22 protein-coding genes and 1 pseudogene are annotated in these 17,679 nt (G+C 70.6%); 13 read left to right on the top strand and 10 right to left on the bottom strand.

Features of this window, described 5'->3' with window-relative positions; genetic code table 11:
* Positions 1-157: 157 nt before the first annotated feature.
* Together JKJ07_RS11560 and JKJ07_RS11555 are read right to left on the bottom strand one after the other, a co-directional pair.
* Positions 158-709: an LOG family protein gene (locus JKJ07_RS11560; protein WP_202991452.1), complete on the bottom strand. Its 552-nt coding sequence runs from the start codon at positions 707-709 to the stop codon at positions 158-160.
* Position 710: 1 nt separating this feature from the next.
* On the bottom strand, positions 711-1,490 hold the full coding sequence (locus JKJ07_RS11555) for an LOG family protein (protein ID WP_202991451.1): 780 nt from the start codon (positions 1,488-1,490) through the stop codon (positions 711-713).
* 179 nt (positions 1,491-1,669) lie between these two features.
* Between JKJ07_RS11555 and JKJ07_RS11550 the strand changes: the two genes are divergently transcribed.
* Positions 1,670-1,861 (top strand): hypothetical protein, encoded by a 192-nt coding sequence (locus JKJ07_RS11550; protein ID WP_202991843.1) that lies wholly within the window; start codon positions 1,670-1,672, stop codon positions 1,859-1,861.
* Here JKJ07_RS11550 and dapE read toward each other — a convergent pair.
* Positions 1,858-2,928, bottom strand: coding sequence for a succinyl-diaminopimelate desuccinylase (dapE, locus tag JKJ07_RS11545; RefSeq protein ID WP_202991450.1), 1,071 nt, complete (start codon positions 2,926-2,928; stop codon positions 1,858-1,860). The genes JKJ07_RS11550 and dapE overlap by 4 nt on opposite strands.
* 65 nt (positions 2,929-2,993) lie before the next feature.
* On the opposite strand from dapE, the gene dapD reads away from it, so the two are divergent.
* The gene (dapD, locus tag JKJ07_RS11540) at positions 2,994-3,941 is read left to right on the top strand and encodes a 2,3,4,5-tetrahydropyridine-2,6-dicarboxylate N-succinyltransferase (protein WP_202991449.1); all 948 of its coding nucleotides are present in this window, start codon (positions 2,994-2,996) and stop codon (positions 3,939-3,941) included.
* Here dapD and JKJ07_RS11535 read toward each other — a convergent pair.
* Positions 3,931-4,725, bottom strand: a complete 795-nt coding sequence (locus tag JKJ07_RS11535; protein ID WP_202991808.1) for a LysR family transcriptional regulator ArgP — start codon at positions 4,723-4,725, stop codon at positions 3,931-3,933. The two genes, dapD and JKJ07_RS11535, sit on opposite strands and share 11 nt — an antisense overlap.
* A 69-nt stretch (positions 4,726-4,794) precedes the next feature.
* On the opposite strand from JKJ07_RS11535, the gene JKJ07_RS11530 reads away from it, so the two are divergent.
* Complete coding sequence (locus JKJ07_RS11530; RefSeq protein WP_202991448.1) at positions 4,795-5,391, top strand: LysE/ArgO family amino acid transporter; 597 nt, start codon at positions 4,795-4,797, stop codon at positions 5,389-5,391.
* 135 nt (positions 5,392-5,526) lie between these two features.
* Here JKJ07_RS11530 and JKJ07_RS49735 read toward each other — a convergent pair whose 3' ends face one another.
* Positions 5,527-5,922, bottom strand: a complete 396-nt coding sequence (locus JKJ07_RS49735; RefSeq protein WP_369076997.1) for an integrase core domain-containing protein — start codon at positions 5,920-5,922, stop codon at positions 5,527-5,529.
* 124 nt (positions 5,923-6,046) lie between these two features.
* Positions 6,047-6,370 (bottom strand): annotated as a pseudogene (locus tag JKJ07_RS52210) (helix-turn-helix domain-containing protein); the annotation flags it as partial.
* A 161-nt stretch (positions 6,371-6,531) separates the two neighbouring features.
* Between JKJ07_RS52210 and JKJ07_RS11515 the strand changes: the two are divergent.
* The 5 genes from JKJ07_RS11515 to JKJ07_RS11495 all read left to right on the top strand — a co-directional run bounded on the left by JKJ07_RS11515 (position 6,532) and on the right by JKJ07_RS11495 (position 9,797).
* Complete coding sequence (locus JKJ07_RS11515) at positions 6,532-7,512, top strand: DNA polymerase III subunit beta family protein (RefSeq protein ID WP_202991445.1); 981 nt, start codon at positions 6,532-6,534, stop codon at positions 7,510-7,512.
* 33 nt (positions 7,513-7,545) lie between these two features.
* Positions 7,546-7,860, top strand: coding sequence for an ArsR/SmtB family transcription factor (locus JKJ07_RS11510; protein ID WP_202991444.1), 315 nt, complete (start codon positions 7,546-7,548; stop codon positions 7,858-7,860).
* On the top strand, positions 7,857-8,240 hold the full coding sequence (locus tag JKJ07_RS11505; protein ID WP_202991443.1) for an SRPBCC family protein: 384 nt from the start codon (positions 7,857-7,859) through the stop codon (positions 8,238-8,240). The genes JKJ07_RS11510 and JKJ07_RS11505 overlap by 4 nt, the downstream gene beginning before the upstream one ends.
* A gap of 85 nt (positions 8,241-8,325) precedes the next feature.
* Positions 8,326-9,057 (top strand): class I SAM-dependent methyltransferase, encoded by a 732-nt coding sequence (locus JKJ07_RS11500; protein WP_202991442.1) that lies wholly within the window; start codon positions 8,326-8,328, stop codon positions 9,055-9,057.
* 29 nt (positions 9,058-9,086) lie between these two features.
* On the top strand, positions 9,087-9,797 hold the full coding sequence (locus JKJ07_RS11495) for a carbon-nitrogen hydrolase family protein (protein WP_202991441.1): 711 nt from the start codon (positions 9,087-9,089) through the stop codon (positions 9,795-9,797).
* On the opposite strand, the gene JKJ07_RS11490 is transcribed toward JKJ07_RS11495, so the two are convergent.
* Positions 9,794-10,522, bottom strand: a complete 729-nt coding sequence (locus JKJ07_RS11490) for a class I SAM-dependent methyltransferase (protein WP_202991440.1) — start codon at positions 10,520-10,522, stop codon at positions 9,794-9,796. The two genes, JKJ07_RS11495 and JKJ07_RS11490, sit on opposite strands and share 4 nt — an antisense overlap.
* A 31-nt stretch (positions 10,523-10,553) precedes the next feature.
* Here JKJ07_RS11490 and JKJ07_RS11485 point away from each other — a divergent pair, with 31 nt between their 5' ends.
* The 5 genes from JKJ07_RS11485 to JKJ07_RS11465 all read left to right on the top strand — a co-directional run bounded on the left by JKJ07_RS11485 (position 10,554) and on the right by JKJ07_RS11465 (position 14,205).
* Positions 10,554-10,946, top strand: a complete 393-nt coding sequence (locus JKJ07_RS11485; protein WP_307834214.1) for a RidA family protein — start codon at positions 10,554-10,556, stop codon at positions 10,944-10,946.
* Positions 10,947-11,410: 464 nt separating this feature from the next.
* Positions 11,411-11,881, top strand: a complete 471-nt coding sequence (locus JKJ07_RS11480) for a hypothetical protein (RefSeq protein WP_202991438.1) — start codon at positions 11,411-11,413, stop codon at positions 11,879-11,881.
* A 74-nt stretch (positions 11,882-11,955) separates the two neighbouring features.
* Positions 11,956-12,447, top strand: a complete 492-nt coding sequence (locus JKJ07_RS11475) for a hypothetical protein (RefSeq protein WP_202991437.1) — start codon at positions 11,956-11,958, stop codon at positions 12,445-12,447.
* A complete protein-coding gene (locus JKJ07_RS11470; RefSeq protein ID WP_202991436.1) occupies positions 12,444-13,121 on the top strand; it encodes a hypothetical protein in 678 nt (225 codons plus the stop codon). The genes JKJ07_RS11475 and JKJ07_RS11470 overlap by 4 nt, the downstream gene beginning before the upstream one ends.
* A 520-nt stretch (positions 13,122-13,641) precedes the next feature.
* On the top strand, positions 13,642-14,205 hold the full coding sequence (locus tag JKJ07_RS11465) for a hypothetical protein (protein WP_236028727.1): 564 nt from the start codon (positions 13,642-13,644) through the stop codon (positions 14,203-14,205).
* A gap of 3 nt (positions 14,206-14,208) precedes the next feature.
* Here the strand turns inward: JKJ07_RS11465 and JKJ07_RS11460 are convergent, their stop codons facing one another.
* From JKJ07_RS11460 to JKJ07_RS11450, 3 genes are read right to left on the bottom strand one after another with little or no spacing between them, the layout of a single operon-like run.
* Positions 14,209-16,470 carry an ABC transporter permease gene (locus JKJ07_RS11460; RefSeq protein ID WP_202991434.1) on the bottom strand — a complete coding sequence of 754 codons (2,262 nt, stop codon included), beginning with the start codon at positions 16,468-16,470 and terminating at the stop codon, positions 14,209-14,211.
* Positions 16,467-17,144: an ABC transporter ATP-binding protein gene (locus JKJ07_RS11455; protein ID WP_202991433.1), complete on the bottom strand. Its 678-nt coding sequence runs from the start codon at positions 17,142-17,144 to the stop codon at positions 16,467-16,469. The genes JKJ07_RS11460 and JKJ07_RS11455 overlap by 4 nt, the downstream gene beginning before the upstream one ends.
* Complete coding sequence (locus tag JKJ07_RS11450; RefSeq protein WP_202991432.1) at positions 17,141-17,665, bottom strand: PadR family transcriptional regulator; 525 nt, start codon at positions 17,663-17,665, stop codon at positions 17,141-17,143. Before JKJ07_RS11450 ends, JKJ07_RS11455 begins: the two co-directional genes overlap by 4 nt.
* Between the last annotated feature and the right edge of the window lie 14 nt (positions 17,666-17,679).

The following is a 17,679-nucleotide window of genomic DNA, read 5'->3' as shown; positions in this document are numbered from 1 at the left end:
GTGCCCCGGCGGGCGCGACGCCGCCGGACAGCCGGAAGTGTGCGCACCGGCGTGTCCCGGTGAGAGCGCGTGGGCGCGCCCCCGTGCTGTCCGGCGGGCCCGCCGGGGCCCTGGTCACGCCGGGTGGGTGTGGTGACACCCACCCGGCGTGACACCCTCAGCCGCGCCTTACCCGTTCCTCGATCGCGTCCAACGCCGACGCGATCGACTTGGCCACGACCACCCGTTCGAGTGCCTCGGATCGCACGAAAGCGGTATCGGCGAGCTGCCCGAGCCAGGCCAGCATGCCGTCGTAGAAGCCCTCGGGATCGAGCAGCACGATCGGCTTGTCGTGCAGGTCGAGGGTGGCGGTGGTCCACACCTCGAAGAGCTCGTCGAGGGTGCCGAGGCCGCCGGGCAGCGTGATGAACGCGTCCGACCGATCGATCATGATGTTCTTGCGCTCGCCCATGTCGCCGGTGATCACCAGCTCGTCGGAGGCCAGGTCGGCCACCTCGAGATCGACGAGGGTCTGCGGGATGATGCCGAGGGTGTGGGCGCCGCCGGCCCGGGCCCCGTCGGCCACCGCGCCCATCATGCCGACGCAGCCGCCGCCCGAGACCAGCGAGTGCCCGCGGGCGCCGATTTCCTCACCCGTACGGGTGGCCAGGTCGAGCCATTTCTGTTCGAGCGTGCTCGAGGAGGCGCAGAAGACGCAGATGGCGGCCACGTCAGTGCTGCCCCTGGCCCTCGGCGAGCGCCGCGTCGGCGTCCACGATGAGCTGCACCGCCTCGTCCACGTCGTCGGTCAGCTGGATCAGGTCGAGGTCGCTCTCGCTGATCTTGCCGTCGGCCAGCAGCGTGCCCTTGACCCAGTCGAGCAGGCCGGTCCAGTAGGCCGTGCCCATCAGGATGACCGGGAACCGGGTGACCTTCTTCGTCTGCACCAGCGTGATCGCCTCGAACAGCTCGTCGAGCGTGCCGAAGCCGCCGGGCAGCACCACGAACGCCTGGGCGTACTTGACGAACATGGTCTTGCGGACGAAGAAGTAGCGGAAGTCGATGCCGACGTCGACCCAGTCGTTGAGGCCCTGCTCGAAGGGGAGCTCGATGCCGAGCCCGACCGACATGCCGCCGGCCTCGGTGGCGCCGCGGTTGGCCGCCTCCATCACGCCGGGGCCGCCGCCGGTGATCACCGCGTAGCCCGCCTCGGCCAGGGCGGCCCCCAGGGCGGCGGCCATCTCGCACTCGGGGCTGTCGGGGTGGCTGCGCGCCGAGCCGAAGACGCTGACCGCCGGGGGCAGGTCGGCCAGGGTGTCAAAGCCCTCGACGAACTCCGAGAGGATCCGCAGCGCCCGCCAGGCGTCCTTGGTCTTCCACTCCCGTCGATGGTGCGAATCGAGCAGTTTCTCGTCGGCCGTGCTCGGCGGGATCGACTCGCGTCGCAGCGTGACCGCGCCCCGATGACGCTCCGGCCCGCCGCCGCGTCGCCCGTTGGTGCTGTCCGTCATGCCTAAAAGGTAGTGCGGACGGTCAGTAGCACGGTGAACAACCGGGTGGGTTTCGGTAAGAGGATTGCGGGTCGGCGACCTTTTTGCCAGATTGAAGCAACGGACGGTAGCTCCAGGGCGTCTGTTCAGTTACTAAGATCTCTCGGCCTCGGCCGGGCTCCCGGGCTTAAGGAGCCACCGTGACGACCCGATACGAGCGAATGAAGATGCAGCGTCGCATGCAGCGGCGCATCCAACTGGTGGTCGAGGAGCGCCGCATGGCGTTCGGCGACCGGCCGCGGCCCGGCTTCGATCCCGAGGCGACGGTGGAGATCCCGCCGGCGAAGGTGGCGCGGGCCATCGGCCGGGTGACCGTCCGTCCCGCGCTCTAACTCGACAGCCACCGATAGAGGGTCGCCGCCCCGTCCCGGATCTTGCCGATCTCGACGTGCTCGTCCTGCGCGTGGGCCAGCAGCGGATCGCCGGGGCCGTAGTTGAGCGCCGGAATGCCCAGCGCCGCGAACCGGGCCACGTCGGTCCAGCCCAGCTTGGCCGCCGGCTCGGCCCCGACCGCGGTCAGGAACTCGCGGGCCGGCGCCGCGCTCAGCCCGGGCAGCGCCCCGGGGGCCGAGTCGGTCAGCTCCACCTCGAAGCCTTCGAAGACCTCGTGCACGTGCTCGAGCGCCTGCTTCTCCGTACGGTCCGGGGCGAAGCGCATGTTGACCTCGACCACGCAGGCGTCGGGCACGACGTTCCCGGCCACGCCTCCGTTGATCTTCACGGCGTTGAGGCCCTCACGATACGTACAGCCGTCGATCGTGACCGTGCGCGGACGGTAGTCGGACAGCCGTTGCAGCACCTCGCCGGCCGCGTGGATCGCGTTGACCCCGCGCCAGGCCCGCGCCGCGTGGGCCCGTCGTCCGGTGGTCCGCACCTCGACTCGCAGCGTCCCCTGACAGCCGGCCTCGACCACCCCGTACGTCGGTTCGAGCAGCACGGCGAAGTCGGCCAGCAGCCACTCGGGGTGGGCCTCGGCCACCAGGCGCAGGCCGTTGAACTTGGAGTCGATCTCTTCGGCCTCGTAGAACAGGTAGGTCAGGTCGTAGCGCGGATCGGGCAGCGTGGCCGCGAGGTGCAGGGCCAGGGCCACGCCGGATTTCATGTCGGACGTGCCGCAGCCGTAGATGAGGTCGTCGACGACGGTGGACGGGAAGTTGTCGTTCAACGGCACGGTGTCCAGGTGGCCGGCGAGCACCACGCGTTGTTCGCGTCCCAGATCCGTACGAGCCATCACGGTGTTGCCGAGACGGTCCACGCTCAGATGGGAGACCTGACGGAGCACCTCTTCGACGTGATCGGCGATCGCCTGCTCGTTGCGGGAGACGGACTCGATGTCGACCAGGGTGCGGGTGAGCTCCACGGGGTCGACCAACACGTCCGGGGTTAGCGGGTTGGCCATAGCGCGCACGATACCGGCCGGACGTGAATCATCGCGGGTGCTGGGCCTTTAGTAGTGTTCGCCACGTGGAAACTGCGATCTCGACCTCGCCCGCGTGGGGCATCGGACTGGCCACCGTCACCGCGACCGGGCAGGTGCTGGACACCTGGTTCCCGGAGGGTTTCCTGGGTCTGGGTGAGCCGCCGGCCGAGGCCCCGGTGCTGCCGGCCGGGCTGACCGGGCCCAAGGCGCTGCCCGGCCTGTCGACGGTCGAGGTGCGCACGACGATCGCGTCGCTGGCCGACCCGATCAAGGACGCCGCCGACGCCTACCTGCGCCTCCACCTGCTCTCGCACCGCTTCGTCGTGCCCAACTCGGTCAACCTCGACGGCATCTTCGGCGCGCTGGCCAACGTGGCCTGGACGTCGGCCGGCCCGTGCCCGCCCGACCGGGTCGACGAGCTGCGCTTCCTCGAGCGCGCGGCCGGTCGCCACCTGGCCGTCTTCGGCGTCGACAAGTTCCCGCGCATGACCGACTACGTCGTGCCGTCGGGCGTACGGATCGCCGACGCCGACCGGGTGCGGCTCGGCGCCCACCTGGCCTCGGGCACCACGGTCATGCACGAGGGCTTCGCCAACTTCAACGCGGGCACGCTCGGCACGTCGATGGTCGAGGGCCGCATCGTGCAGGGTGTCGTGGTCGGCGACAGCTCCGACGTCGGCGCCGGGTCGTCCATCATGGGCACGCTCTCGGGCGGCGGCAAGGACAAGGTGCGCATCGGCGAGCGCAGCCTGCTCGGCGCGAACGCGGGCATCGGCATCTCGCTGGGCGACGACTGCGTGGTCGAGGCGGGCTGCTACATCACGGCCGGATCCAAGATCACCCTGCCCGACGGCAAGGTCGTCAAGGCGCGGGAGCTGTCCGGCGTCAACGGGCTGCTGTTCTGGCGCAACTCGGTGACCGGGGCGCTGGAGGCCAAGCCGCGCAAGGGCACGGGCATCGAGCTCAACGCGGCGCTGCACGCTAACTCTTGAGATAGGGGGCGGCCGCCGCTTTGACGGCGGCCGTCAACTCCTCCAGCACCGCCGAGCCGATCCGCCAGTACTGCCAGTAGAGCGGGACGTCGAGGTGACGGCCCAGGTCTTCGTAGCGGCCGGCGGCGATGTCCTCGCGGGCGATCCATTCGGGGACCACGCCCCAGCCGAGGCCGAGCCTGATCGCCTCGATGAACGCGGACGCCGACGGGACGTAGTGCACGGGGGTGTCCGATTTATCCGGCCAGATGCGGTGCTGCAGGCGGTCCTTCCGGTCGTACAAGATCACGGCTTGGGTGTTCTTTCCGCACGCCAGATAGCGCATCGAGCCGAGCCGCTCGATCCGGCAGCCCTGCACGACTTCCTCGTCGGCGGTGACGGCGGCCATGGCCGTACCGGATCGCAACAGGTCGGCCGTGTAGTGCTCGTCGTCGGTGTGCAGCTCGTACTGCGGCCCCGGCACGGCGGCCAGCGCCGGCAGGAACCACGTGTGCAGCGAGTCGGCGTTCACCACGATCGAGACCCGGGTGCCGTCGCGCGCCTGGGCCAGCGCCTCCCGCTCCAGCAGCGCGACCTGCCCCGCGAACCGCACCAGCGCCTCCCCCGCCGGGGTGGCCACGCAGGGCTTCGCGCGCCGCACGAGCACCTGCCCCACCGAGCGCTCGAGCGCCTTGATCCGCTGACTCACCGCGGACGGCGTGACATGCAGCTCACGCGCCGCCGCCTCGAAGCTGCCGGTGTCGATGACCGCCTGAAACGTGGCCAGTTGGGCGAAGTCCACGATTAGCGATGCTAATGCAAGTTCAAAATCTTTAGTTTGAGTACGCGGCAGGCCCCGCCTAGCGTCGAATCCGTGCTCACCTCTGCCCTCGCCGGTTTCGCCGCGTCCGCCGTGCTCATCGTCGCCATCGGGGCCCAGAACGCCTTCGTCCTGCGCCAGGGCCTGCGCCGCGAACACGTGCTGGCCGTCGTGCTGGTCTGCGCGCTGTCCGACCTGCTGCTGATCCTGGCCGGCATCGGCGGGCTGGGCGCGGTGGTCACGGCCCGCCCCTCCGCGGTCACCGTGATCAAGTGGGTGGGTGCGGCCTTCCTGATCACGTACGCGGTCATGGCCGCCCGCCGGGCCCTGCGACCGGCCGCCCTCAACCCCGCCGGCCGCGCCCCGGCCACGCTGCGCGCGACGATCCTGACCTGCCTGGCCCTGACCTACCTGAACCCGCACGTCTACCTGGACACGGTGCTGCTGCTCGGCTCGGTCGCCCAGCAACACGACCACCGCTGGCTCTTCGGGGCGGGCGCGGCCGCCGCCAGCCTGGTCTGGTTCACGGCCCTGGGCGCGGGTGCCCACCGCCTGGCTCCGCTGCTGGCCCGGCCGTCGGCGTGGCGGGTGCTGGACGGTGTGATCGCCGCCGTAATGCTGGCCGTAGCGGCGATGCTCCTGCTCGGGTGAGCCCCCTGTGAAGAACGACAGAGCACCGAAATCGGCCTGTGGACGACGAGACCTCGTCGGCTTGACAAGGCGTAGGTTGTCCCCCACATCTCCCCGAGGCGGGCGGGGGCTAGGTGTGCATCTGCCGGAGCCGGTTTACGCCTGGGTCTCGGTTTTCTGCTTGAGACGTTCGTAGGGTGTCTGGCCGTCCAGGGCCCCGTGGGGGCGGTGGTAGTTGTAGTAATCCACCCATTCACGCAGCTTGTCGTTGAAGACACCGGTGTCATCGATGACGACACCGTCGAGCATGCGGTAGAACTCTTCGGCGTCGATGCGGTGGGAACGCTCGACCTTGCCGTTGAGGTGCGGCGATGCGGGTTTGATGTAGGTGTGCGCGATGCCCTGGTCGAGCACGTGCCAGTGGAACTCGGTCTGGAACTCGGCGCCGTTGTCGGTCTGGATGACTTCGACGCGAAAGGGCAGACGCTGCAGGACGTAGTCCAGGAACTGGACGGCGGTCTTCTGGTCGCAGCGCGGGTAGATGCGCAGCACGCGTAGCCGGGTGCAGTCGTCGATTGCGGTGAACTGGTAGTACTTGGCGCGGCGTCGCTGCCTGGGCAGCCGGCCAGAGATCGGCGCCTTGCCGGTTGCGGGTGTGGCGGACCAGGATGTTGTAGATCGCCGAGCTGGTGATCGTGATGTCGTGGTACCGCTTCAGGTACATCTGGATCTTGACCGGGCCGAAGTGATAGTTCTGCCGTAGGTAGACGATCTTGTTCACGATGTCGGCATGCGTCGCGGTCGGGCAGTGGTGCGGTGCGCTCGAACGGTCGCGCAGGCCGGTGAGGCCTTCGTCCTGGTAGCGGCGCAGCCATTTGTAGTAGGTCGGCCCGCTGATCCCGTAGTAGCGGCAGGTGCGGGCGACGTTGCCGGTGACTTCCTCAACGTGCCGCAGGACCGCCAGGCGATGCTGTGCCTGGCGGTCCAGCTTCTGTTCCATCGACGGGGGCATAAGTCGATCTCCAACGATCGGAGACCCGAAGTGTTAGCAACCTCTGGCAGTTTTAGAGCTAGGGATGGCCGTACACCGACTAGAAAATCTTGCGGTGGGTTGACTCTCGACATGGTTGAGGCGGCAGCGTCCTGGTAGTGCGAGGAGACATGTTCAGCATCGGTGAGGCGGCGCGGGCCAGTGGGCTCAGCGTCAGCGCGCTCCGGTTCTACGACGGCGCGGGCGTCCTGGTGCCGGCCGAGGTCGACACAGCCACCGGCTATCGGCGCTACTCCGCCGACCAGATCCGGGCCGCGCGGCTGATCGCCGGGTTGCGCCGGGTCGGCATGCCGGTGGCCGAGATCGCCCAGGCCGTACGGGAGCCGTCCCCGGCCGTACGGGAAAGGCTGGACCAGCATCGGCGCCGGCTCGAGGACGGGCTGGCCGACGCGAAGCGTGAGCTCCTCCGCATCCACGCCCTGCTCGACCTGGAGGAGAATCTCATGACCCGGATCACCCTGCCCGCGGCCGCGCTGGCCGCCGCGATCGATGCCGTCCGTTTCGCCGCGGGGGCCGACCCCGAGCTGCCGATGCTGCGGTGCGTGCTGTTCGACGTGGCCGACGGCGTGCTCACGCTGGTCGCGACCGACCGGTTCCGGCTGGCCGTGGCGTCGGCAGCGGCCGGGGTCGAGGGGCCGCCGACCCGCTCGGTGCTGCCGCTGCCCTTCGTCGACGAGTTGCGCGCCCGGTCGACCGGCGGCCGGACGGTGCTGGATCTGTCGCCGGAGCAGGTCACCGCGGGCGACCTCGGGACCAAGCCGCTGGATCTGGACTACCCGGACCACCGCCGCCTGCTCGACGGTCTGCCCGCGCCCAGCACCCGGCTGACGGTCGACACCGAGGCCCTGCGCGCGCAGATGGCGGCCGCCCCGGTCGAGACGAGGGAGCACGAAGGGACGACGTACGAGGCCGTGACTTTGACCTTGAACGACGACCACGTGGTGGTGAACCGGGAGTTCCTGCTGCAGGCGCTCGACGCGGGCGGCGCCGGTCAGCTCGTGCTGGAGCTGGACGGCCCGATCAAGCCGCTGGCCGTCCGCGTCCCGGGCGACGACTCCCGATTCTCGATCCTGATGCCCGTACGGGCTTGACGTGTCGGAGATTTCCGACGCATCATGAGGCGCATGCCCGACGTGGATGTGTTCGGCGCGCTGGCCAACCCGGTGCGCCGCCAGTTGCTGGAGGCCCTGCGCGACGGCCCGCTGCCCGCGGGTGAGCTGGCCGGGCGGTTCGCGCTGAGCCGCCCGGCCGTCTCGGAACACCTGGCCGTGCTGCGGCACGCGCGGCTCGTCAGCGAGGAGCCGCGCGGCCGTCATCGGTATTACCACCTGGCCGCCGATCCGCTGGCCGAGGTGAGCGACTGGCTGCATCCGTTCGAGCATTTCTGGCGCGAACGCCTCAAGGCGCTGCGCGACGTTGCCGAAGGAGAAGACCTGTGAAGAACAGCATCGAGTGCGACCAGTTCGTCGCACGCCCGCCGGCTGCCGTGTGGCGGGTGCTGACCGAGCCGGAGCTGCACGCGAAGTGGTGGGCCGCGGGCGACATCAGGCCGGTCGTCGGGCACCGCTTCACGCTCGACATGGGATCGTGGGGTGAGCAGCAGTGCGAGATTCTCGAGGTCGAACCCGAGAAGTTGCTGCGCTACACCTTCGCCGAGGGCGTGCTCGACACCACGATCACCTGGCGGCTCGAGCCCGAGGGCGACGGCACCCGGCTCTTCCTGCTGCACGACGGGTTCGCGCCTGGTTCGACGGCCCTCGAAGGAATGGGGCGGGGCTGGCCGGGCCTGCTGCGCCGGGTCGAGGTCGCGGCGGCGTAACAATTTACGTCCCCTTCACGCGTACGCGCTTGAGCCACGTCACATCGGGTGCTCCGCGCACAGGACGACTGGCTACGGTCGTCGGGTGCGCATCGGGCAGCAGTACGAGGACTCGGCAGCCGGCGAGCGCGCCACCGGCTGGGAGTTCGCCTGGCTGGACGGGCGTGACGTGGGCTCCGAGCCCACTTGGTCGTTCCCCGGGATCGCCCGCGCCCTGGTGCGCCGGGCCGCCGCGCTGCTCGACCTCGACACCGGCAACGGCGAGTTCCTGGCCGAGCTCGCGCCCCTCCCGCCGCACACGGTCGCGGTCGAGAGCTGGTCGCGCAACACCCCGGTGGCCCGCGACCGGCTCTACCCCTTCGGCGTGCAGGTGCTGACCGAGCTGCCCGGCGGCGAGAACGAGTTCGACGTGGTGCTCAGCCGGCACGGCCGGCTCCCCGCGGCCGACATCGTGCGCCTGCTGCGTCCCGGCGGCACGCTGCTCAGCCAGCAGGTGGGCAGCGACGACCTGGCCGAGCTGAACGTGGCGCTGGGGGCGCCACCGGCTCACCGCCAGCCCTGGAACGCCGAGGTCGCGGTGGCGGCCCTGACCGACGCCGGCCTCGAGGTGCTCGACGTTCGCGAGGAGCGCCCGCCGGTCGCCTTCCAGGATGTGGGCGGCATCGTGCGCCAACTTCGCGATCTGCCCTGGCAGATCCGTGACTTCTCACCGAGGCTTTACCAAGACGCATTGGAGCGCCTCGACACGTTCATCCGCCTGCACGGCGCCTTCACCGTGACCGCCCATCGGTTCCTGGTCGAAGCCGTCCGTCCGTAACCCCCCACCCCCCAAAGAAAGATCGGCCCATGCGCTCGTTGATCCTCGCCGTCGCCCAGCCGCCCGTCCACGCCCTCGACATCGCCGCCAACGTGACCCGGCACGCCGCCACCGTGCGGGCCGCCCACGCCCGGGTCGTCGTCTTCCCCGAGCTGTCCCTGACCGGGTACGACGTGGACGCGCCGCTGCTCGCGCCGGACGACCCGCGGCTGCGCCCGCTGATCGACGCCTGCGCCGCCACCGACTCGATCGCGCTGGCCGGCGCCCCGATCGCGGGCCCGCACATCGCGACGCTGCTGGTCGACGCCGACGGCGCGCGGGTCGTCTATCGCAAGGTGCACCCGCACGGCTCGGCCGAGGCACGGTTCCGTCCCGGCCCCGGCCCCGAGGTCATCGAGGTCGACGGCTGGCGGCTGGGCCTGGCCATCTGCCGCGACACCGGCATCGAGGAGCACTGGGCGGCCACGGCCGAGCTGGGCATCGACGCCTACGTGGCCGGCGTGGTCGACGAGCCCGCCGCCGAGGCCGTGATGGCCGAGCGGGCCCGCAAGATCAGCACCACGTACGGGGTGTGGACGGCGATCGCCTCGAGCGCGGGCGCGACCGGCCCGGACTATCCCGAGACCGCGGGCCGCTCCGGCATCTGGACCCCCGACGGCATGGTCGCCGCGCGGGCCGGCAGCGCCGTGGGCGAGATCGCGCGGGCCACCCTCTACGCCGAGCAGCTCGCCCGCGTCTAAGCCTTCTTCCGTCCCAGCACGAGGCTCGTGCGCAATTCGAGCGTCACCGAGCCGCCGAAGCTGTCGAGCGCCGCGCCGACCCCGTCCAGGGCGCGGCGCTGCTGGTCGGGCGTGTGCCGCAGGAACGGCGAGAACGTCTGGAGCAGCTCGAGATAGCGCTGCTTGGGATAGACCGGATACGTCGTGAGGCGGCGCTCCTCGACGTCGGCCCACAGCCCGGCGGCGGTCACGTCGTCACGCACCCAGTGATCACCGCGGTCGGCCACCTTCGGGTCGATCTCGGTCAGCACCTCGGTGATGGCCCGATCCTGCGCCCGGTCGGCATAGGCGAACTTGTGCTGAAACAGCGCCACCGTGCCGCCCGGCGCGAGAGCGTCAAATGCCTTCCGGTTGCGCGTCCCGGCGTCCATCCAGTGCCACGCCATCGCGCAGGCGATCAACCCCGGTTCCCCGTACGGCTGCCAGCCCTCGAAAGTCGTCTCGAGCACCTCGACCGTGGGGAACTTGGCCCGCAACACGGCAGCCATCCGCGGGTCGGGTTCCAGCGCGGTGAGCGGCGCCCCCAGCCCGACCAGCAGTTCGGTGCCCTTGCCGGTGCCCGCCCCGAGCTCGACGATGCTCTCCGGCGCGCCGCCATAGTCTTCGATCATTTCCCGTACGGCTTCCGGATAGCCCGGCCGCACGTCGTCGTAGAGGGCGGCGACCTCGCCGAAGACTCGCACCATGCGGCCGACCCTAGCGACTAGGCTCATGATCGTGCAGCGTCATTACGGACGGCCCGAGGGTTCCCCGCCGACCAACGGCTACAGCCACGCGGTCGCGTTCACCGGTCCCACGGTCGTCGTCTCGGGGCAGGTGCCGCTCGACGCCGAGGGCCGCCTGGTCGGCGAGGACGACGCGCTCGAACAGACCCGCCAGGTCTTCCGCAACATCACGACGGCCCTGGCCGCGGCCGGCGCCACGATGTCCGATGTGGTCAAGCTGACGATCTTCCTGACCAGCCTGGCCGACCTGCCCGCCTTCCGCACGGCCCGCGACGAGTTCATCGACCTGGCGAACCCGCCGGCCAGCTCCCTGGTGCAAGTGGCCGGCTTGGTCAGCCCCGACTTCCGGGTCGAGATCGAGGCCCTCGCCGTCCTGCCCGCCTGAACAGAACCGTCAGCGCTAAGCCTCTTTCAGGTGAGCCCGGCTCCCCCTTTAGTGGAAAGCCACACTTGCCCCCAGGCAAGCATCGCGATTTCTCTTCGCATCTGCTTCACGCCGACCCCCTCAAATTGGGGGTCACGCGCCACAATGGATCAGCGGCGGCTTGAACGCCCGGCGCCCGCCTGATAGGGCCCTGGTTCCCGCAGCCCAGCCCTGCGACCAGCAACAACCGGTGATCGCCAACGGGCCGGCAACGGTTGATCCTTCACGTTTCCGTCAGTCTCACGGGTTAGTCCGATCATCGATACCCGGCTGACTTCCCGTTCCGCATAGGACGGGCGGAAGCACTATCGCTTCGTCGTTTCCGTTCCGCCATCTTTGTCGCAGCGCCGGAACGCTTCGAGCCCCGGCCCCACACATTCCAAGCACCACCCGCGATTTCTCGCCCGTTCCTGGAGGAACATCCCATGCGCAAGAACACCAAGCGTTCCGTCGCCGCCGTTGCCGCCGCCGTCGTGGCGATCGGCGGAGGCGCGGCCGCCTGGGCCGCCTGGACCGTCAGCAACAGCGCCACCGCGAGCGCGAGCGCCGGCTCCGCGACCCCGGTGGGCATCGTCGACGCCAAGCTGACCGGGCCGCTGGTGCCGGGCCCCGGCACCGGCGTCGAGTTCACGGTGAACAACACGAACCCCTTCAGGGTTCTGGTCACCGGCGCGAGCCTCAGCGGCTTCGCCACCACGCAGGACGGCTGCGACGCGGACAACTTCGTGGCCATCGAGGACGCCGCCTTCAACTCGTTCGAGCTGGAAGCCAACGCGGGAACGCACACCTACACGTGGAACAACTCGATCAAGCTGAAGGACAACCCGGACGACGCTTGCAAGGGCGCTCCGATCACCTTCCAGGTCTCGGTCGACGCGGAGAGCCTCGACTCCTGATCGCCGGAGGGGAGGGGTCGACGGCCTCTCCCCTCCTCGAGCGGTGATTAGTCGATCGACGAGAGAGCGTGACGATGAGCCGAACAACCAGGAAGGCGAAGGTTCTCACCGCCGCCGGAGTGGCCTCAGCACTCGTCGCCAGCGGTGCGGCGTGGGCCGCGTGGCGGATGTCCGGTCAGGCCCGCGCGACTGCCACGGTCGGAACGGTGATTCCGCTGAGAGGCAAGGGAGTCCTTCCGTTCGGCGCCGCCCTCTACCCGGGAACCAAAACCCGGCTTCGGGTCCAGATCACGAACGACAACTCCTTCCCCGTAGCTGTTTACCGAGTTGCGCAGGGCTCCACCCCGGTCGAGGCGGACGCTGCCCACGCCGCGGCCGGGTGTGTGAACACGGGCGTCGTACTGGTCCGGCCCAGCTATCCGGTGGCCTGGAACATCGGCCCCAGAAAGTCATCGATCTTTCAAATCGACGGCGCGGTCAAGATGACCAACGCGAGCAACTCAGCATGCCAGGGCGCCACCTTCACGATTCCTCTGCTTCTGACTGGAAAGGTCACCGCACAGTGAGACGCGGCCGGACCACAGCAGCGGTTCTTGTTGTCGCCGCCGGGCTGATCGCGGCCGGCAGCGGCCTCTCGGCCTGGGCGAATTGGGAGATCGATCAGACCACCGAGGCCAAGGGCAGCACCGGCCGCGTGCCCGCTGTTGCCCAGCCCAAGGCAGAGATGGCGGATGGCCGGCCGGCGATCGAGTGGGCCCAGCCGGACGTCGCGCCCAGTCGGCCCGTTACCGGGTATGTCGTGGTGCGGGTGCACAAGAGCGGCCGTCAGGTCGTGTGCACCGTTCCGGCTGCCACCCGCACGTGCGTGGACAAGACGCCACCGGCGGGCTCGGTGTCCTATGTCGTCCGGGCCACCGCCTCCACCTGGACCGGCCCCGACAGCCCGGCCTCGGAGCCGCTGCAGATCACACTCGTGGCCGCCGCCGTGGCCGCGATTCCCGAGGTCGAGCCGGCCGTGGCTGGCAAGCCCGCCGCTCCCGATCTCGCCCCGGCACCGGCCGCGAAGCCCCCGGCCGAACCGGACGCGAAGCCCACACCCAAGCCGGTCGGGAAGCCCACCACCACTCCCCCGGCGCCGAAGGAAGAAGCCACGACCACATCGCCACCCGTGTCCTCACCCGCGGGGGCGGAGTCCGAGACGCGTGAGCCGGAGCCGTCCGCCAGCGGTTCTGCTCCGTAGGCATTCCTCAATGGTGGGGGAATGATCGAGCCCGCGGTGGGGTCCCACACCGCGGGCTCGGTCAATTCCGGGTACCCAAGAATGGTGAATCCTTCGGAATTGGCATCGGCCCAGCGGCACCGTGAAAGTTGCACATTTGGCCGGGCGCGTCACTGGTGCTAGTCCGCCGTCCGGCCACGACAGTGGGCCCTGCGGTGAATGCCCTGGTCAGTGCGGTGACGTCGGCGACGCCGCCCTTTCCCCCTTTGGGATTAGGCCGGACAGGCGCAAGTGTGCGATTTATGCGCGCAGAACCGCGGACGGAATGCCGATCACATGACCAGGGGTCGTCAGCGACCGTTGTTACACACGAGTCTCGCACCCGTCGCTGAGGAGGAAGGCCCCGCATGCTCATCCCGATCCCTCGGCCTGCCCGAAATACGACGGCGGCACGGTCATGATGCGGCACGAGGCGCTCACTCGACTCCGGGAGGGCGGCGGCCTCTACGGAAGCGGCCCCGACGGCAACAGGATTCCCGACATGCACATCGAACTGGACCCGGCCGAGCACGAGGAGCCGACGTGGGAGGTCCGGCGGGCCGACCCGGGCCGTAAACGGCGGCTGGACCGGCGGACCCGGCTGATCCTCGGCATCGCCGCAGCCGCCGCGGTGGTCGTGAACGCCAGCGCGGCCTGGGCCTACTGGCAGATCACGGGCTCGGAGGTGGCGGCGGCCGACGGCCCACCGGTCGAGCTGTCGCTGCGCGCCCGGTCCGACCTGAACAAGCCGTTGCAGCCGGGCACGACCGGCGACCTGGTCGTCACGGTGACCAACGACAACGGCTTCCCGATCAGGATCACGTCGGTGTCGGCCAACGGCCCGGTCACCGCCGACCCCGAGCACGAGCGGGCCGGCTGCGACCCGGCGACCGTCCGGCTGGCCCAGCCCCGCTTCGACGTGCTGTGGGAGGTGGGCCGCAACGCCATCGGCGCCTTCAACGTGCGCGGCGGGCTGAGCATGGCGGCCGGCGCCAAGAAGGCCTGCGACGGCGCGATCTTCACGGTGCCGGTGCGGGTCTCCGGCGTACAGGAGGAAAGCTCTTGATCGTCACTCGTATCTGAGCTGCTCGGTGCTGGTGACGCGGCGGGCCGCGGGCAGCAGGACGCCGACGGTGGTGGCCAGCACGAGGGCGGAGCCGACAGCCACCGGCGCCAGGACGGCGGCCGCGTCGAAGGTAACGGGCACCTGTGACAGGCGCATGAGCACGGCCCCGAGGCCGATGCCCGCGCCGATCGCGAGGGCGAGCCCGGCCAGCAGAGGTACGAACGCCTGGAGCAGCACCGACCAGATCACTGTGGAGCGGCGGGCGCCGACCGCGGCCAGCACGCCGAGGAGCCTTCGCCGGTCGTGCAGGCGGGATGCCACGTCGAGCAGCAGTCCGACGCCCATCATCAGCAGGATCACGGCCGACCCGAGGTTGAGCGCGACGCGCAGCGATGCGTACTTGTCGTATTCGGGAACGATCGCGGTGAACATGGCCAGCGGGTCGATCTCGGCCGCCACCCCGCGCAGCTGACCGGCCGCCGTGGCCGGCGCGTCCTCCGAGGCGAACATCCGCGTCTCGACGAACCAGGGCCGCACGCCCGCCACGGCCGCGGGGGTCGAGGTCAGCAGCAGCCCGAAGGTGACGTTCTGCGCGTCGGTGCCGACCAGCCGGGCCGGGCGGGCGCCCGACGGAATCGGCAGTTTCCGGCCGGGGGCGGGGTCGAGCTTCCCGGCGTCCAGGGTGATCGACCGGCCCGGGTCGCCGACGACGAAGGCGTCCCCGGCGGCGCACCGGTCGAAGGTCGCGACCTGCCGCAGCGACTCGCAGTCGCCGATCACGAGGTGGCCGCTGGCGTAGCTGGTCGGGCTGCCGTACAGGCCATATTTAGCGACCGTGCCGGCCCGGATACCGTCGACGCTCTCGAATCTTGCGGTGCGCGCCCGCATGGCCGCATCCGTCTGCGGGCCGGGGGCTTGCAGGATGTACGCGGGGTCGGCGGGGTTGTCCGGCACCTCGCGGCGGGCACTGGCGGCGCCGAACGTCGCGTGCAGGGCGATCGCACCGGTGACGGCGACGACGATGCCGGTGACAGCCCGGGTCGAGGCGGCCGGGTTCTGACGCAGCTGCTGCGACGCGAGCTGCCACGCCGCCGACCCGCTGGGCAGCACCCGAGCGGCCAGCGGCACGAGATAGGGCACGAGCGGGATCAGCGCGAGGACCGCCAGGACCACACCGATCCCGGCCCGCTCCTCGTCGGGATTCGACGCGCCGGTGAGCACGGGCCGGAGCAGCCACAGGCTCGCGGCCAGAGGCAGCAGACGCCACCAGAGCCGGCCGTTCCAGGTGGTCGAGCGGCGGAACACGCCCAGCGGCTCGACCGCGACGCCGCGGAAGCCGAGCAGGGTCAGTCCGGCCGAGAGGGCGAGCACGATCGCGACGACCAGCAGGGCCAGCACGGGCACGGGACTGATGTCGGCCGGGAAGACGCTGACGTCGAAGAGCCGCAGGTCGGCCGACCGGCTGCGGACCAGCAGATAGAGCACCGTGCCGGCCGCCAGTCCGAGCCCGGCCGGCACCAGGCTTTCGCCGAGCGCGATCCGCAGCACCGCCCGGCTGTCCGCGCCGACCAGCCGGATCGCGGCCAGCCGGCGGTCGCGGGTGTCGGCCCCGAAACGCAGCGCGGCCCCGATGAAGATCGCGATGGGCAGCAGCAGCGTGGCCAGCATGGTTGCGACCACGACGTACGTGCCCTGGCGGGGTTCGCCGTCGTCGAGCGAGTAGCCGAACCGGTCGACCCGCCACGAGTTCACCCCGACCAGAGCCTCGGCGCGCTTGTAGCCGGCGTAGTACGCGAACTCGTGCGGCCCGGACAGCCCGGCGGGCGCGATCGTGCCGACGACCTCGTACGGCATCTGGCGGCGCAGGGTGTCGCCGTCCGGCCCGGCCAGCGCGGCCTGCAGGGCGGGTGACGCGTACATCTGCTGGTCGCCCGGGATGGCGGGCACGCCGGGCGGCAGCGGCGCCGCGGGCGACTCGGGCCAGATCAACCTTCCCCGTACGGCGTTGCTGCCCCACTGCGAGTCGACGGACGCCACGATCAGCGTCTGCCCGGGCGGCACCTCGTGCAGGCCCACGCTGTCGTCGCGCTGCAGCATGCGGTCCTGGCGGGCGTCCAGCATGACCGGCACCGAGGCGCCCAGCAGCAGCGCCGCCGCCCCGATGGCTACCCCGGCCGAGGCCATCGCCGTGCGCAGCCAGCCGTGGCGGCCGCTCGGGAAGGCCAGCCGGATCCCCAGCGCCAACTCGGCCACGACCCGCCTCATCGCGCCGCCATCCGCTCTGTGCTGCGGCCGTCGCGCACGACGATTCCGCGATCCGCGTACGCCGCCACCCGCGCGTCGTGGGTGACCAGCACGACCGCCGCCCCGGCCTCGCGGGCCGAGCGGGTCAGCATCTCCATCACCTGCTCGCCCGAGACGGAGTCGAGCGCGCCCGTCGGCTCGTCCGCGAAGATCACCCGCGGGCCGGTGACCAGGGCCCGCGCCACGGCCACCCGCTGTTGCTGCCCGCCCGAGAGCTCCCCGGGCCGCGAGCGCGCCTTGTCGGCCAGGCCGAGCCGGTCCATCAGGCCGGTGGCGCGGCGCTCGGCCGTACGCCGGGAGACGCCGTCCAGGCGCAGCGGCAACGCCACGTTCTGGAGCGCGGTCAGCTCGGGCACCAGCTGGCCGAACTGGAACACGAAGCCGAACTCTCGACGGCGCAACGCGCTGCGCTTGACGTCGTTCAGGCTCGACAGCTCCTGGCCGTCGTAGCCCACATGCCCGGCGTCCGGCCTGGTCAGCCCGGCCGCGCAGTGCAGCAGGGTGGACTTGCCCGACCCGGACGGGCCCATCACCGAGACGATCTCGCCCGCGTGCACCCGCAGGTCGGCCCCGGCCAGGGCGGTCGTCGGCCCGTACGCCTTGTGCAGCCCCTCGGCGTCCAGAAGCGGGTTCATCGGCCGATCCGCTCGGCCAGCTCGTCGAGCAGCGTGGCCGTGTGTTCGAGCCAGCGCAGGTCGGCGTCGAGGTGAAACAGCGCGTGGTCGCAGATGATCCGGTCGGCCAGGTCGCCGCTCTGCTTGCGCCGGGTCAGCTCACGCATGGCGACCAGGTGTTCCTCGCGCTGCACGTCGAGCACCGCGGCGGCGGACCGGCCGGTCAGCAGGGCGCCGACCACCTTGGCGTACAGGGCGCTCTGCAGGTATTGATCCGGCTTCTCGGGCTCGTCGAGCCAGCGCCGCACGTCGGTAACCCCGGCCTCGGTGATCGTGTAGCGCTTACGGTCGGGGCCGGCGTCGCCCTCGACCCCGTCGACGCTGACCAGTCCGTTGCGCAGCAGCTTGGCCAGGGTGGTGTAGACCTGCCCGTAGTGCAGCGGGCGGTCGCCGCCGAAGTGCTCGTCGTACGCGCGTTTCAGGTCGTAGCCGTGCTGGGGCCGCCCCTCGAGCAACGCGAGGAAAGCCGTGGCGATCGTCATGGCGCGCCACTATA

The sequence above is a fragment of the Paractinoplanes lichenicola genome, from assembly GCF_016785085.1.
In the GTDB taxonomy this organism is placed as follows: Bacteria; Actinomycetota; Actinomycetes; order Mycobacteriales; family Micromonosporaceae; genus Actinoplanes; species Actinoplanes lichenicola.
Note: the sequence above shows the minus strand (reverse complement) of the source record. Positions and strands in the feature narration are given on the sequence as shown.